Origin of the sequence: Rothia nasimurium (genome assembly GCF_928392795.1) — a bacterium.
GTDB classification, from domain to species: Bacteria; Actinomycetota; Actinomycetes; order Actinomycetales; family Micrococcaceae; genus Rothia; species Rothia nasimurium_F.
In genome coordinates this window covers 519,132-534,034 of the sequence record NZ_CAKMTJ010000001.1, presented here as the reverse complement: position 1 = coordinate 534,034, position 14,903 = coordinate 519,132, and the positions used below count along the sequence as shown (strand labels likewise).

The following is a 14,903-nucleotide window of genomic DNA, read 5'->3' as shown; positions in this document are numbered from 1 at the left end:
GCCGGTGCCTTACTTGGCGGCTTCGAACTTATCGGCAAGATCGTTGAGGATCTCGGTGTAGGTGATGATGGATTCGTTGGTGTAGGTATCAGCCGGAGCGTAAGCAATCTGGTCCTTGGTGATTGCGGTGACGTTAGCCAGGGCTGAGCTACCGGCGATGACGTCTGCGGCAGCGGGTGAACCTTCATCGGTGCTGGTGCCAGCATCACGGTCAAGAACCAGCAGCCAGTCGGGGTTGGCTTCTGCAATGGCTTCAACCGAGATATCGTCACCCTGGTGGTTGTCAGAGGAGCCTTCAACTTCGAGGGCGGGCTTGAGGCCCAGCATGTCGAAGACGGGGCCGTAGGTGCGGCCGATGGAGGGGGCAATGTAGCCAATTTCGCCGCCGGAGACGTTGACGGCCATAACGGTGGATTCGCCGTCGTAGGCGGCCTTAGCGCGGGCTAGAGCAGCATCGAAGTCTGCGATGAGCTGGTCGGCTTCAGCCTGCTTGCCGAAAACCTCGCCCAGTACGGTGACCTGGCGCTTGAGCTCTTCGTCAAGGGGATGGCCGTCACGGGGTTCAAGTTCGAGAATGGCGGCCTGGGGGTTCAGTTCCTTGATGGCGTCGTAGTGCTGGGAGAAGCGCTGACCGTTGACGATCAGGTCGGGCTCTTCAGCAGCGAGCAGCTCCAGGTTGGGCTCGCGGTGGGTTCCGATATCGGTGATGGAGGAGTCGTTCTTGTAGGTCTCGACGGTTGCAGGAATCAGGGTGATGGGGGCTGCAACCAGGTCGACACCCCAAGACTCGAGAACCTCAAAGGTGCGGTTATCGGTTGCGGCGACCTTCTGAGGGGGAACGGTCACAGTGACCTCACCGTAGTTATCGGTGACGGTAACGGTGCCAGCTGACTGGCTGGCAGAAGCTGAGGTGGACGCGCTGGATTCAGAGGATGCGTCGGTGGTGCCCGCGCCACAGGCGGTGAGCGCCAGTGCTACAACGGAGGTGGCTGCGAGCAGGGAGATACGGTTGGCCTTCACGGGTTTTCCTATATCTGTTCGTGGTGTGTACTTGGTAGGCCTCAACATCTTGTAAGGCTTGACTTACCTAAGATTAGTTAGCCCCACCTTACTTATCAACCTCAAAACCCCTATTACGAAATATTTTTTTAACTTATTTGCTGTATTTGACTTCCAATCACCCAGGTCATCCTCTTTTAGGCAGTGGACGCCGGCGCCCGCGTCCGCCTTTTCCCACGGGTTTTCCCCGCAGGCAGCACAAAGCCCCCACAAGAACCCATTCAGGGCCTTGCGGGGGCTTGCGCTAGAAAAGTTTTAGAGCCTCAAGAGGCAAAAACTTATTCGGCGTCTGCGGTCTCACCCAGGAAAGAGGAGAGGTCAACGGCCTTGCCGTCGGCGTCCTTAACCTCAGCCTGAGCCAGAACAGCTGCCAGAGCCTTTGAACGGCGAACCTCGCCAACAATCATGCCGGACTGGCCTGAGCCGTCGAGCATCTGAGCGAACTGGTTGGGGTCCATGCCGTACTGCTGGCTCATGGTGATGATGTAATCGATGAGCTCAGCCTGCTCGACAGAAACTTCTTCCTTCTCAGCAATAGCGTCGAGGATGATTTCGTTCTTGAAAGCACGCTCGGTGTTCTCGCGAACCTCTGCGCGGTGCTCTTCGGTGTCGTGGTCATCGTCCTGGCCGGGAGCGTTAAAGTGCTGAGCCAGCTGGTCTTCAATAACCTTCTCGGGAACGGGGATTTCAACCAGTTCAACCAGAGCATCAAGAACCTTGTCGCGTGCTTCTGCACCCTGCTCGGCAACCTTGGAATCAGCAGCCTGCTTCTTCAGGTCTTCCTTCAGTTCAGCAATGGTGTCGAATTCTGAAGCCAGCTGAGCGAAGTCGTCGTCAGCCTCGGGCAGCTCGCGCTCCTTCACAGCGGTGACCTCAACCTTAACGGTTGCTTCTTCGCCTGCGTGCTCGCCACCGGCAAGCTTGGTGACGAAGGTGGCGTCCTCGCCAGCGGAGAGACCGAGAACAGCCTCGTCCAGACCGTCCAGCATGGTGCCGGAGCCAACCTGGTAGGACAGGTCGTTAGCGGCGTCAACCTCTTCGCCGTCAATCTCAGCGGCGATGTTGATGGTCAGGAAGTCCTCGTCAGCTGCGGGGCGGTCAACAGCCTTCAGGGTGCCGAAGCGGCCGCGCAGGGCATCGAGAGCCTTCTGCTCGTCTTCTTCGGTAACCTCTACGCTTGCAACCTCAACCTTGATACCTGAGTAGTCAGGCAGTTCAATCTCGGGGCGGACGGTGACCTCGATGGTCAGCTTCACGTCAGCTTCGCGGTTGCCCTCTTCGGGCTTAGAAACGATGTCGAGCTCGGGCTGAGCCAGGGGGGTCAGCTCGTTCTCAACCAGGGCCTGCTGGTAGAAGTTGTTCAGAGCATCGTTCAGAGCGTTCTCAACAACAAAGTCAAAGCCTGCACGCTGATCGATGAGAGCCTTAGGGGTCTTACCCTTACGGAAACCGGGAACCGAAATCTGGTTAGCCAGTGACTTGTAGGTACGGTCAAGGTAGGTCTTGAACTCAGCGAAGGGAACCTCGACCTCAATCTTTGCGAGGGTCGGGTTGATCTTCTCGACGGCAGTCTTCACGTCCGTTGATCTCCTGATAACTTGATTGGAACCGCCACCCGGAAAAGAGTGGGGCTAGATATAACGTTCTATAGAAAAACCCGCCGTTTCCGGCGGGTCGTTCTATTTCACGTCGGGGTGACAGGATTCGAACCTGCGATCTCCTGCTCCCAAAGCAGGCGCGTTAGCCAAGCTACGCCACACCCCGATTTGCACGGAAGGCACCACCCAGTTTAGCGGTTCAACCGCCCAAAACCTAACTCGCACCCCGATTACGCCCAGGGCGTGTTGAGAAACGCCGGTTCCAGACTGAATTTGACAAGCCCGCATGAAAGCAGGTTTACTGGAACACGTCCACAACGGTGGGCAACCCATTTGGGGATGTAGCTTAATGGTAAAGCCTCAGTCTTCCAAACTGATTACGCGGGTTCGATTCCCGTCATCCCCTCTCACGCGGCTGTAGCTCAATGGTAGAGCGCACGCTTCCCAAGCCTGATACGCGGGTTCGATTCCCGTCAGCCGCTCGCTATCGCTCGGGACTGGCGGAAGTCATTCCAGCACCTCTTGAGTGCTCGTGCACTCGCACCCGGTGCTTCCATCCCGTCAGCCGCTCGCTTCACGGTCACTCTCCGGAGTGGCCGTTTTTGCTTGCCTAGAAAAACCGGCGAGAAACAGGAGCAGGCGCATCCAACAGCTCCACTAGGTCGCGCACCTTCACGCTCCCCCTCGCCACCTTCTGACCGCGGCGATGCCGGTTCACCCAGGCAGCCTGCAGACCCGCCCGAGCCGGGGCGGCAACGTCCGCAATATAGTTATCGCCCACATGCACGGCAAAAGCCGGGTCCACCTCTAACTGGGCACAAACAAACCGGAAAATATAGGGGTCGGGCTTGCTCATACCCACCCTCTCCGAAGAGAACAGGGGCATATCGTGCAAGCCGATAGCATCGAGTTTCTTCTGCTCAGTCAGCTGGGACCCGTTAGAAATCACCGCCACCTGCAGATGCCCAAACCGGTGACCGAGCTCCTCAAAAAACCGATCAACCTCAGCAAAAGGAGCCCAAGCCTTACGGGTTTCCTCCTGTAGGGTCGCCAAAAACTTCTGAGCCCGGTCAGTGCTCTGCTGCTCCCCCGTCATCAGATGCAAGAGACTCGACGTGCGAAACAAGCGATTTTCGTCAAAAACCTGCTCACCGGCCAAATAGCGCTGAAAGTCCTCGCGCTGAATATCGGCCCAGGCCTGGAAGTAGCTCTGAGTGTCGTCGATTTCTCCCTCAAAACCGAACTCCCGAACAGCCCGATTAAAACCCACCGCGGTTGCTGTATCACTATCGAGCAGGGTGCCATCTAGGTCGAAGAGCACCAGGTTGGCCTGCCCCAGCAAGTATCCGGTATCGCGCATAGTAGCCCTTCGATGTCATGATGGCGTTTAACTCTTCACCAGCATATACGTTGGCCCCTATCATTAGAGGGACACCCCACCGTCAAAGGAGACAGTATGCGCCCCCGCCCCCTTCAAGCGGCCCTTCCCCTCGCTGCAGCGCTTGCCCTGGTTGCCTGTAGCTCTTCCTCAACCGAACAGACCCAGGCCGACGCCATGGCGTCCGCCCCCGTCACAAGCCACAGTGCCACCGCCAGCGCTACCCCCTCCCCCACAGCATCCAGCCCTGCGGCTTCTGCCAGCGCTGAGGTTTCAGAGACAGCAGCCGCAGCACCTTCAAGCTCACCCGAAACAGTCACCCAGACCACCGCTGCACCGGTATCTTCAGCCGCTGAGGCACCTGCTTCCCAGCCTGCAGCCCCTGCGCCCACCGAAACCCCGGTACAGGCCATCAACCCGCCGGTTAACAGCGGGGCGACCACCCTCATCACCGACCTCGCCCCCTACCAGACCAGCATCGACGGGGTAACCCCCGCCGGCGACGGCAAGGTCTACTTCCAAACAGCGGACGGCGCGGGTTGCGTCATGAGCACAGAGCAGGTGAGCTGCTACCGAGCAGGCTCCCAGGGGCGCATCGGCTACGGCGTGATGTGGCTTAACCCCGGCACGGTACCCCACCAGGACTTCCTCCAGGGCAGCACCCCCGGCTTCGCCCCCTTCTCCTTCGGCACCCAACTACCTGCCAACCACACGATTACGGTCGGTGAGTTTAGCTGTACCGCAACGCCAGACGGCGCCGCCCGCTGCGATAACGGTGTGCACTGGTTTGCGCTGAGCAACTCCATCAAGGACTTCAGCGGGTAAATAACTCACAGATCGGCTACTTCCCTAACCTTTGAATCGGCTGCTCTTCCCCTAGGATTGGAATAGACACCCGCACCTTTCAACCACGAGATTGACTCCCCATGGCTTTAGCACCCCTATCTGCTCGATTCATTCCGGTGAGCGCCCTGCTTGCTACCGGCGTCCTAGCTCTTGCAGGCTGCGGGAGCAGCCAGACCACCGCTACCCCCGCTGAAACTGACGCTAGCACCGCAAGCAGTGCGACCACTGCCCCGTCCGAAAGTAGCACCCCCAGCCCCACCGCTGAGCCAACAACAGAAACTGCCAGCGCAGAACCTTCTGCGGTTGAGACCGCTGCGCAGTCCCCTAGCGCCACGGCCCTGACTCCCCCGGTCAACGACGGTTTTACCATCGACCCGGTTTCTCTAGTGACCACCGATCTCGTCACGGGAACCCCGGTGGCTGACGTAGCAGCTTATAGTTTTGCAGCTGCCGACCAGCCCTCTGTCGTCTTCCAGACCCCAGACCCCCAGGTAGCCTGCCTGATGCAGACCTACGGTGTATTTTGCATGACCGATGACTCAAAGAACTGGGTCTTGCAATCGGTATCAATGGGGCCCGGTGATACCCAGCCCCGCACGGTGCAGGCCCGCGGGCGGGCTGCCACACACGACTGGTTCAAGACCAACACGGTACTGCCCGAGGGGCAGTCCATCAGCTGGATGGGCATGACCTGCACAACCACAGGCCCAGTGAGCGTACAGTGCAACGACGGTACCACCGGCTTTAACCTCTCTGACCTGACAGACCGCTAAAACATAGGAACAAAGTAGGGCCCCAGCGATACACCCGGGGCCCTACTTTTCTCATCTGAGCCTACAGCTAGGCTAGTTATCTAGTGCTGGCAGCCCGGGCACCAGTAGAGCTTACGACCGGCAACTTCTTCCATCGCAATAGTTGCCCCGCAGCGGGGGCATGCCTGGCCCTGGCGGTGGTACACGTAGTTAGCGTAATCCGGCCAGGCCTCGGTTTCCGGGATGCCGGGCCTGTCGGCGGGCTCAGTGGTGATGATGTGGCCTACGCGCACGCCGATTTCCAGCAGGTGCTTGTTATCGTTCCAGAGGGCTTCAAGCTGCTGTCGGCTGCATTCTTTAGCCGGAGTAAAGGGGTCGATGCCGGTGCGGTAGAGGGATTCTGCGCGGAAGATGTTTCCTACCCCCGAGATGGCCTTCTGGTCCATAAGAACTACGCCGATAGGCCGACTGGTCTTGGCCGCCGCAGCGTAGAAGACAGCCGGGTCGGCGTCCTGGTTGAGGGGGTCGGGGCCCAGTTTTGTGCGTACTTCCCCCACTTCCTCGGCTGTGAGGGTTCGGCAGATGGTGGGGCCCACTAGGTTAGCCCAGCCGTGCTCTGATACCAGGCGGACGCGGGTGGTCGGCCGGGGTGCAGGAGGTTCAGCTGAGAGTTCGGTCCGGTGGTCCTCTTGCTCACCAATTTTACGGGGAGCACCAATCGAGGAGGCCCCTGTAAAGTGCTCATCTCCACCGAAGGTGAAGGCACCGTAGATTCCCAGGTGGACGTTGAGGTAGAGATCGTTGGAGAAACGGGCGAAGAGGTGCTTACCGTGGGCGAAGGCCGAGTCGAAGGTATGGCCGTCGAGCAGGGCGGCGCCGTCCGCAAATCTTCCCTGGGGGCTGGTGACCGCCAGCTGGGCACCGGCAAAAACGTCGGTGAGCTGGCGGGCCAGGCGGTGGATTGAGTGCCCTTCTGGCATTAGTTCTCGTAGCTGTCGATCTGCTTACCGGCAATGGCGCCGGTCTGCTCGTATTCTGCCATCTGACCGATGCGGCGGGCGTGGCGCTCTTCGTTGGTCCACTCGGTGGTGAGGAAGACCTTGATGATCTCGAGGGCTTCTTCCTTGGTGTGCTGGCGCCCACCCACTGCAACGACCTGGGCGTTGTTGTGTTCGCGGGCCAGGGCTGCGGTGTCGTGGTTCCAGGCCAGAGCAGCACGGATGCCTTCAACCTTGTTAGCGGCCATCTGCTCACCGTTGCCGGAGCCACCCAGCACAATGCCCAGGGAGTCCAGACCCGCTGCACGGTCTGCGCGGACGGCGAGCGCCGCGTTAATGCAGAAGCTGGGGTAGTCGTCGAGGGCATCGTATTCAGCGGGGCCGTGGTCGACCATCTCGTAGCCGGCCTCGGTGAGTGCTTCGATGAGGTAGTGGCTAAGTTCTAGGCCTGCGTGGTCGGTTGCGATGTGTACACGCACGGTGTCTCCTTTGGTCGTGGTGGGTGGGGGCCGGTTGACCGCACTGAAATTTAGTTATGTGAATCACTGGCAAGCACATAGAATTGGGAAGGTATGTGCTGTGTATTGCCCTATATACGATTGTAGGTCACGTGCAGCTCCCCTGTGGCTTGTTTTCTGTGGTTTACAGATGGGCAGGCCTCTAACTTCAGATTTGATTGACAAGGATTCCTCATGCCTGGAATGAATTTGACCCGTGCCGAAGCTGAGAAGAGAGCGTCTGTGGTTCAGCGTGTGCATTCGTACACGGTTGAGCTTGATCTAACGCGCGGTGAGCGGGTCTTTGGTTCTCGTACGGTGGTGCGTTTTGATGCGGTTGCCGGGAGTGAAACCTTTATCGATGCGATTACCGATACGGTGCACAGTATTGAGCTCAATGGTGAGTCGGTGCCGGTGACCGCTGCTGACGGTGTGCGTATTGCCCTGCCGGCGTTGGCTGAGAGCAATGAGCTGGTGATTGATGCCGATATGCTCTACACCAATACCGGTGAGGGTTTGCACCGCTTTGTGGACCCGGTGGACGGCGAGGTTTACCTCTATTCGCAGTTTGAGGTTCCTGATTCCCGCCGTGTTTACCCGGTTTTTGAGCAGCCTGATTTGAAGGCTGAGTTTGAGTTTATTGTAACTGCCCCTGCCCACTGGGTCGTGGTGTCTAATCAGCCTGAGACTTCTGTTGAAGAGGTGGCGGACGGCAAGAAGTGGGCTTTTGCGCCTACCCCGCGTATCTCGTCCTACATCACCGCAATTATTGCTGGCCCCTATGCTAGCGTGCATTCCTCACTCACCAATAGCGAGGGCCGCGAGGTCAAGCTGGGTTGCTACGCCCGTCAGTCCTTGATGGAGTACCTGGATGCCGATGAGGTCTTCCACATCACCCGCCAGGGCTTTGAGTTCTTTGAAGAGCAGTTCTCAACTCCCTACCCCTTCGAGAAGTACGACCAGCTCTTTGTGCCCGAGTTCAATGCCGGTGCTATGGAGAACGCCGGTGCGGTGACCTTCTTGGAGAACTACATCTTCCGTTCTAAGGTGACCGAGGCAATTGTTGAGCGCCGAGCCATCACCATTTTGCACGAGCTGGCTCACATGTGGTTCGGCGACCTGGTGACCATGAAGTGGTGGAACGACCTGTGGCTGAACGAGTCTTTTGCTGAGTTCATGTCGACCCTGGCCGCTGCCGAGAACACCCGGTTTGCCCCCGAGGCCTGGGCTACCTTCTCTGCCTCAGAAAAGACCTGGGCCTATAACCAGGACCAGCTCTCATCCACCCACCCCATCGTTGCCCCGATTCGCGACCTTCAGGATGTTCAGGTCAACTTTGACGGCATCACCTACGCTAAGGGCGCTTCTGTGCTGCGTCAGCTGGTGGCCTGGGTAGGGCAGGACAACTTTATGGCCGCCCTCAAGGTCTACTTCGAGAAGCATGCCTACGGCAACACCGTGCTCGATGACCTGCTCGATGAGCTGGAGGCGACCAGCGGACGCGACGTGCGCGCCTGGTCTAAGCTCTGGCTGGAGACCGCCGGGGTCAACACCCTGACCACCGAGGTCGAAGAGGCAGAGGACGGCACCATTACCCGTCTGGCCCTGCGCCAGACCTACGCTGAGGGCTTTGAGACCCTGCGCCCCCACCGTCTGGTCATTGGTTTCTACAATCTCGACGGGGAGGTGCTCACCCGCACCGACCGCCTAGAAATCGATGTGGATGGTGAGGTTACCGAGGTGCCCCTGGCCGTTGGTGCCAAGCGCCCCGATTTGATTCTGGTGAACGACGAAGATTTGGCCTACGCCAAGATTCGCCTCGATGAGCGCTCCCGCGCCACCGCCGTTGCCCACCTGGGTGCCATTGACTCATCTGTTGCCCGCGGTGTGGTCTGGGGTTCCCTCTGGGATACCGTGCGTGATGCCGAAATGCCCGCCCGCCAGTTTGTTGAACTGGTTCTGGGTAATATCGGGGCAGAGACTAACTCCACCGCCGTCCGCACCCAGCTTCTCAACCTTGAGAACACCCTGCGCGCCTACCTGAACTCCGCCCACGCTGAGGCTGTTCGAGCTGAGGCCGCTGACCGTATCTGGCAGCTGGCTCAGGCAGCTGAAGCCGGTTCTGATAACCAGTTCCAGCTGGTAGGTACCTTCGCCCGCCTGGCCCACACCTCAGACCAGCTCGATGCTGTAGCAGCTCTGCTCGATGGTGCTACCGTTCTGGAAGGTTTGGAGATTGATACCGACCTGCGCTGGAACCTGCTGGGATCTCTGGCAGCGGGCGGACGCGTTACCGCAGCAGAGATTGACGCTGCCCTGGCCGAGGACAACACCTCCAACGGCCAGCAGGCAGCTGCTACCGCCAAGGCTGCTATCCCCACCGCTGAGGCCAAGGCAGAAACCTGGCGGGCTGTGGTGGAGACCGGCGAGCTCTCCAACATCGTGCAGCGCTCTGCTATTCTCGGTTTCTACCGCGGTGCCCCCGAGTTCTCAGAGCCCTACATCGACCGCTACTTCGAGGCCGTCGAGGGGGTCTGGCGCGAGCGCTCCCACGAGATCTCAAGCCAGATTATCGGCGGGCTCTTCCCCCGCTTCTACACTCAGGAGGTCCTGGAGAAGGCCGAGGCCTACCTGGCTGGCCTGCCCGAGGACGCCGCGGCCCTCAAGCGTCAGGTAGCAGAAGGACGCGACTCCCTGGCTCGCGCGCTGAAGGTTCAGGCCGCAGACCGCTAGGTTCTGAGCCATGAGGTAACTGCTGACGATAAGGGGCGGGAGTAGACTGGTGGGTATGAATTTACCCAACCCAGCTTTCCGCCCCTTATCTGCGCCCGGCGAGGCCAGCGTCCAGCCCTCAGCCCCTCATGAAGAGGTCGATGAGCGTAGCTTCTACTACCAGGTGGGCGGACGGCCGGTCTTTGAAAAGCTCTGCCGGGAGTTCTATTCCCGTGTAGCAGCCGACCCGGAATTCCGTGCCATGTACCCCGAGGAAGACCTGGGGCCAGCAGAGCGCCGCCTTTTCATGTTCCTTGAGCAGTACTGGGGCGGGCCCAAAACCTACCAGGCAGAACGCGGCCACCCGCGCCTGCGTATGCGCCATAACCCCTTCTATATCGGCCCCAAGGAGCGGGATACCTGGCTCAAGTACATGCGCGAGGCCATGGACACCCTGGATCTAGCTCCCCTGCACGATGCAGAAATGTGGGCCTACTTTGACCGGGCAGCCCACGCCATGCAGAATCACTCATAAGTAAAATTCTGGCTGCGCTGGACAAAAACTATGTGCTCAATAAAAACCCATCCAGATTCTGCCACTCCGGTACAAAGCTTGAGAGAAAAAATCCGCTCCTTCCAATTTCTTGACGCGCTGATAAAAAGCGGTGAAATTGACGAAATACAACAGGTGACCACAAGCCCCTACAATTCTGAGTACGAGGCTCTTACCTTCAGCACATCAGAAAACAGCTACCAGTCACGGATGGGTAGGAAAACGCCCAAGAAAAACGGATACTTTCTCGCGCTCTGGCAAAAAGATGCTACAGGCTCGAACATCCCTTTCACCGCTAAAGAATTTTGTGATTATCTACTGGTATTCATTTCAGATGGACACTTGCATGGTTACTTTTCTTTTCCACGCAAGGTACTTGCCGAACGAGGAATTCTAGCTAGTGAAGGAAAACGGGGAAAGATGGCGTTTCGGGTTTATCCTAGCTGGTGCGTCGATTTAAACCCCTCAGCCCATCGAGAACAAAGCTGGCAGCTACATTATTGGTCAGCCATGTAATTCTCCGCATCTGAGCCCCGACCAACTAAATACTTAAGCGGTCTATTTGTGCAGGAGTGGTGCGGCTGTAAGCAGGTTCTTCACCCAGCTCTTCAACACCTTAGAAGCAGTGGTTTTGGTGAATAATTAGCCCAATATTTTGGTGAGGACGAAACCGCCCGGCGAGCTCAGACGAACCCGCTGCCCGCTGGTGTAAATAGGTACAGCGCCCTCAAATTTTGAGGGCAAAAATTCTAGTACCTCGATGGCAAAGGCTAAGCCACGGGGAATCTTCACATCATCATGAGACAGTGAACGCCCTGGAGCTATCGCCCCTGCACGACGCCGAAATGTGGGCCTACTTTGACCGGGCAGCCCACGCCATGCAGAACCGGGCCCAGTAGTTCGTTTTAGGCTGAGGCAGCCGAGTAAACCAGTACGTGCCCTGCCCGGGCCGAGATGCGGGCCCAGCGTCCGCTGGAGAAAACAGGCATGGGTTCGGTAGCCCGCGGAGGCAGGAACCCGAGCACCTCAAGGGCAAAAGCAGCTCCGGTGGGTAGGCTCACCGTCGTATCGGGGGATTGCAGGGGTGAAGACCAGATACGGGAGCGGACGGTTGCCATCACCGCGTGCCCCGGGTTAGCGGGCAAAGCCCCGTCTACCGCGGCAATACCTTCCTGGGCCGCTGCCCGGGCATGGTCAGAGAGGTAAAACCCTTTCTTCTCCCAGCCGCTGCGCGGAGCGGTACGCCCGGCCCAGGGGGCGGTCACGGTAACCGGCGGCAGGGCCAGGGCCAGCCCGGCCTCTTCAATACGGGCGAGCCGGTCAAGAAGAGCTGATGCTTCGACCGTGAGATCGACCTCGGCAGGCTGGGCCAGTTTGATAGCGCGCAGACCAATCACCGTGGGCGTCGAATCGAGCAGGGTTTCAGGTGCAAGCACGCACACCGACACTCCCAGCACCTCGCCGTTAGCCTGTAGGCGGACGGCAGCCTGGGGGTCTACAGAACGGGCCCGGGTCAGATAGGTCGCCAGGTCACGCGCAGTTGTAGCATCGGGTAGGTAAACGTAGTCGGTGTAGTCAGAGAGTTTTGGCTCGGTCATATCACTAGCTTTCAAACGAGTTTATGCGGTCTAGTCACCCACCACCCTATCGCAGAAACTCAGTTGCGCTTCCAGTGGGATGAGAAAAATGGGGCTAGCTGTGAGAGAGTGTAACTATGAGTCACGAAACCCTAGAAAGTCTCTCCCCTACCCAAAAATTACTGGCCATGCTCAACCTCACCCCCGGTGGAGCGTCCGCCCACGAGCATGTCTTTAGCGCCCTGACCCTCACCAAGGAATCCCCGCGTATTTTCGGCGGGCAGGTGCTCGCCCAGGCTGTGATGGCTGCTGCTCATACGGTCGACGGTAAAACGCTGCACTCCCTGCACGGCTACTTTCTGCGCCCCGGTGACGTAGAAGGCGATCTCTCCTACGGGGCCGAGGCCCTCAACGACGCCAGGTCATTTTCCACCCGCAGGGTACAGGCCTACCAGGGCGGGCAGCCGATTTTTTCCTGTATTGCTTCCTTCCAGGTGCCTGCCCCGGGGCCAAATCACGGCGCCAGTATGCCGCAGGACGTTCCCGCGCCCGAGAGTCTGCCCACCGCAGCTGACCTTCTGGGGCATCTACAGGTCCCCATTGCCCAGAAGGTTGCCTTCTCCCGCCCCTTCGACGTGAGACATGTGACCTCCCCGCTGTACACCACTCCCGGTGAAGAGAAGCAGCCGGTGAATATGGTCTGGTTTAAAACCTTCGAGGCTTTGCCCGATGACCCTGCCCTGCATCAGGCTGCCCTGGCCTACGCATCGGACTATACCCAGCTTGAACCGGTTCTGCGGCAGCACGGCAAGACCTGGCTTGAGCCCGGCATGAAGGTGGCTTCGCTAGATCACGCCATATGGTTCCACCGCCCCGCTCGTACCGATGAGTGGTTGCTGCTGGTTCAGGAGTCTCCCAGCGCCCAGGACTCCCGCGGCCTCTCTGTGGGTAAGGTCTTCACCCGCGACGGCCTGCACGTTGCCACCGTAACCCAAGAAGCCATGATTAGGTTGCCCGAGTACCGCGACCAGTAAACAGGTAAAGAAAATCCCTCCCGCCGGTGAAGGTGGGAGGGATTTTATCTAGCTCATCGAGTTAACTTGCGGTGATGGAGCATGATTTTCCGAGCGCGCGAGGAACCAAAAATCATGCGGAATCGTTCACCGCGCTCAAACTGACTGAGTTTGATTTATCGTGTCAGCTTGCGGTGCACGACGCGGTGCGGCTTTGCAGCTTCGGGTCCAAGTCGCTCGATCTTATTCTTCTCGTAGGACTCGAAGTTACCCTCGAACCAGTACCAGTTATCGGGCTGTTCGTCAGTGCCTTCCCAGGCCAGGATGTGGGTGGCTACTCTGTCGAGGAACCAGCGGTCGTGGGAGACCACGACGGCACAGCCGGGGAATTCCAGCAGGGCATTTTCGAGGGAGGTGAGGGTTTCGACGTCCAGGTCGTTGGTAGGTTCGTCGAGCAGCAGCAGGTTGCCGCCCTGCTTGAGGGTCAGGGCCAGGTTGAGGCGGTTGCGCTCACCACCGGAGAGCACACCTGCCTTCTTCTGCTGGTCGGGGCCCTTGAAGCCAAAGGCTGAAACGTAGGCGCGTGAGGGCATTTCTACCTGGCCTACCTGGATGTAGTCCAGGCCGTCTGAGACAACCTCCCACAGCGACTTTTCAGGGTCGATGTTGGCGCGGTTCTGGTCAACGTATGAAATCTTGACGGTTTCACCGATCTTCAGGTTGCCGCCATCGAGGGGCTCAAGGCCAACGATGGTCTTGAAGAGGGTTGACTTACCTACACCGTTGGGGCCGATGACGCCGACGATGCCGTTGCGGGGCAGGGAGAAGGAGAGACCGTTGATGAGGGAGCGGCCGTCGAAGCCCTTCTGCAGGTTTTCTGCTTCGATGACGACGTTACCCAGACGGGGTCCCGGGGGAATCTGGATTTCTTCGAAATCTAGCTTGCGGGTCTTCTCAGCCTCTGCAGCCATCTCTTCGTAGCGGGCCAGACGAGCCTTTGACTTAGCCTGACGGCCCTTGGTGTTGGAGCGAACCCACTCGAGTTCTTCTTCCAGGCGCTTAGCGAGCTTGGCGTCCTTCTTACCCTGAACTTCGAGGCGAGCGCGCTTCTTGTCCAGGTAGGTGGAGTAGTTGCCCTCGTAGGGGTAGAGGTTACCGCGGTCTACTTCTGCGATCCATTCTGCAACGTGATCGAGGAAGTAACGGTCGTGGGTAATGGCGATTACTGCGCCCTCGTAGGACTGCAGGTGCTGTTCCAGCCAGAGGACGGATTCTGCGTCCAGGTGGTTGGTGGGCTCGTCGAGTAGGAGCAGGTCGGGCTTCTGGAGCAGGAGCTTGCAGAGCGCTACGCGGCGGCGTTCACCACCGGAGAGGTGGGTAACGGGTGAATCGCCGGGAGGGCAGCGCAGGGCGTCCATGGCCTGTTCCAGCTGGGAGTCGATGTCCCAGGCGTTGGCCGCGTCGATGGCTTCCTGCAGCTTGCCCATTTCTTCCATGAGCGCGTCGAAGTCAGCATCGGGGTTGGCCATCTCTTCTGAGATTTCGTTGTAGCGAACAATCTTTTCGTAGATTTCGCCGACGCCTTCCTGGACGTTACCCAGGACGGTCTTTTCTTCGTTCAGCGGGGGCTCCTGCATGAGGATGCCCACGGTGTAGCCTTCTGAAAGCCGTGCTTCGCCGTTGGAGGGGGTATCGAGACCCGCCATGATTTTCAGGATGGTTGACTTACCGGCACCGTTGGGGCCGACCATACCGATTTTTGCACCGGGGAAGAACGACATTGATACGTCGTTAAGGATGACTTTGTCGCCTACAGTTTTGCGGGCTTTGGTCATGGTGTAGATAAATTCTGCCATGCGTTTAAGCCTACCGGTTGATGTCAAGCTGTTGGGGGTTTAGGGCAGGGCATCGGCCAAGAAT

The 14,903-nt window shown here is 58.8% G+C and carries 13 protein-coding genes and 3 tRNA genes; 8 read left to right on the top strand and 8 right to left on the bottom strand.

From position 1 onward, the window contains the following. Positions 1–9: 9 nt before the first annotated feature. The 3 genes from L6963_RS02490 to L6963_RS02480 form a co-directional block, all read right to left on the bottom strand. On the bottom strand, positions 10–1,020 hold the full coding sequence (locus tag L6963_RS02490; RefSeq protein WP_237205340.1) for a siderophore ABC transporter substrate-binding protein: 1,011 nt from the start codon (positions 1,018–1,020) through the stop codon (positions 10–12). Between the two features lie 317 nt (positions 1,021–1,337). Beyond that, entirely contained in the window at positions 1,338–2,636 is a 1,299-nt protein-coding gene (tig, locus tag L6963_RS02485) for a trigger factor (protein ID WP_237206521.1), read from the bottom strand. Between the two features lie 112 nt (positions 2,637–2,748). Continuing rightward, positions 2,749–2,823 (bottom strand) — tRNA-Pro (locus tag L6963_RS02480). A 169-nt stretch (positions 2,824–2,992) separates the two neighbouring features. Here L6963_RS02480 and L6963_RS02475 point away from each other — a divergent pair. Further along, positions 2,993–3,063, top strand: a tRNA-Gly gene (locus tag L6963_RS02475). A gap of 5 nt (positions 3,064–3,068) precedes the next feature. After that, a tRNA-Gly gene (locus L6963_RS02470) sits at positions 3,069–3,139 on the top strand. A gap of 128 nt (positions 3,140–3,267) precedes the next feature. On the opposite strand, the gene L6963_RS02465 is transcribed toward L6963_RS02470, so the two are convergent. Continuing rightward, positions 3,268–4,017, bottom strand: coding sequence for an HAD family hydrolase (locus L6963_RS02465; protein ID WP_237206520.1), 750 nt, complete (start codon positions 4,015–4,017; stop codon positions 3,268–3,270). 96 nt (positions 4,018–4,113) lie between these two features. Between L6963_RS02465 and L6963_RS02460 the strand changes: the two genes are divergently transcribed. Together L6963_RS02460 and L6963_RS02455 are read left to right on the top strand one after the other, a co-directional pair. After that, positions 4,114–4,860 carry a hypothetical protein gene (locus tag L6963_RS02460; protein WP_237206519.1) on the top strand — a complete coding sequence of 249 codons (747 nt, stop codon included), beginning with the start codon at positions 4,114–4,116 and terminating at the stop codon, positions 4,858–4,860. A 101-nt stretch (positions 4,861–4,961) separates the two neighbouring features. After that, positions 4,962–5,654 (top strand): hypothetical protein, encoded by a 693-nt coding sequence (locus L6963_RS02455; RefSeq protein ID WP_237206518.1) that lies wholly within the window; start codon positions 4,962–4,964, stop codon positions 5,652–5,654. An 80-nt stretch (positions 5,655–5,734) separates the two neighbouring features. Here L6963_RS02455 and L6963_RS02450 read toward each other — a convergent pair whose 3' ends face one another. Then, entirely contained in the window at positions 5,735–6,613 is an 879-nt protein-coding gene (locus L6963_RS02450) for an Fpg/Nei family DNA glycosylase (RefSeq protein WP_237206517.1), read from the bottom strand. Next, complete coding sequence (locus tag L6963_RS02445) at positions 6,613–7,110, bottom strand: ribose-5-phosphate isomerase (RefSeq protein ID WP_237206516.1); 498 nt, start codon at positions 7,108–7,110, stop codon at positions 6,613–6,615. Before L6963_RS02445 ends, L6963_RS02450 begins: the two co-directional genes overlap by 1 nt. Before the next feature lie 213 nt (positions 7,111–7,323). On the opposite strand from L6963_RS02445, the gene pepN reads away from it, so the two are divergent. The 3 genes from pepN (at position 7,324) to L6963_RS02430 (ending at position 10,909) form a co-directional block, all read left to right on the top strand. After that, the gene (gene pepN / locus L6963_RS02440) at positions 7,324–9,861 is read left to right on the top strand and encodes an aminopeptidase N (RefSeq protein ID WP_237206515.1); all 2,538 of its coding nucleotides are present in this window, start codon (positions 7,324–7,326) and stop codon (positions 9,859–9,861) included. Between the two features lie 55 nt (positions 9,862–9,916). Then, positions 9,917–10,375 (top strand): globin, encoded by a 459-nt coding sequence (locus L6963_RS02435; protein ID WP_237186129.1) that lies wholly within the window; start codon positions 9,917–9,919, stop codon positions 10,373–10,375. 78 nt (positions 10,376–10,453) lie between these two features. After that, the gene (locus L6963_RS02430) at positions 10,454–10,909 is read left to right on the top strand and encodes a MepB family protein (RefSeq protein ID WP_237205347.1); all 456 of its coding nucleotides are present in this window, start codon (positions 10,454–10,456) and stop codon (positions 10,907–10,909) included. Between the two features lie 389 nt (positions 10,910–11,298). Here L6963_RS02430 and L6963_RS02425 read toward each other — a convergent pair whose 3' ends face one another. Beyond that, positions 11,299–11,991 carry a transcriptional regulator gene (locus L6963_RS02425; RefSeq protein ID WP_237206513.1) on the bottom strand — a complete coding sequence of 231 codons (693 nt, stop codon included), beginning with the start codon at positions 11,989–11,991 and terminating at the stop codon, positions 11,299–11,301. Between the two features lie 116 nt (positions 11,992–12,107). On the opposite strand from L6963_RS02425, the gene L6963_RS02420 reads away from it, so the two are divergent. After that, positions 12,108–13,004 (top strand): acyl-CoA thioesterase, encoded by an 897-nt coding sequence (locus L6963_RS02420; protein WP_237206512.1) that lies wholly within the window; start codon positions 12,108–12,110, stop codon positions 13,002–13,004. Between the two features lie 155 nt (positions 13,005–13,159). Here the strand turns inward: L6963_RS02420 and ettA are convergent, their stop codons facing one another. Beyond that, entirely contained in the window at positions 13,160–14,839 is a 1,680-nt protein-coding gene (gene ettA, locus L6963_RS02415; RefSeq protein ID WP_185174575.1) for an energy-dependent translational throttle protein EttA, read from the bottom strand. Positions 14,840–14,903 lie beyond the last annotated feature (64 nt).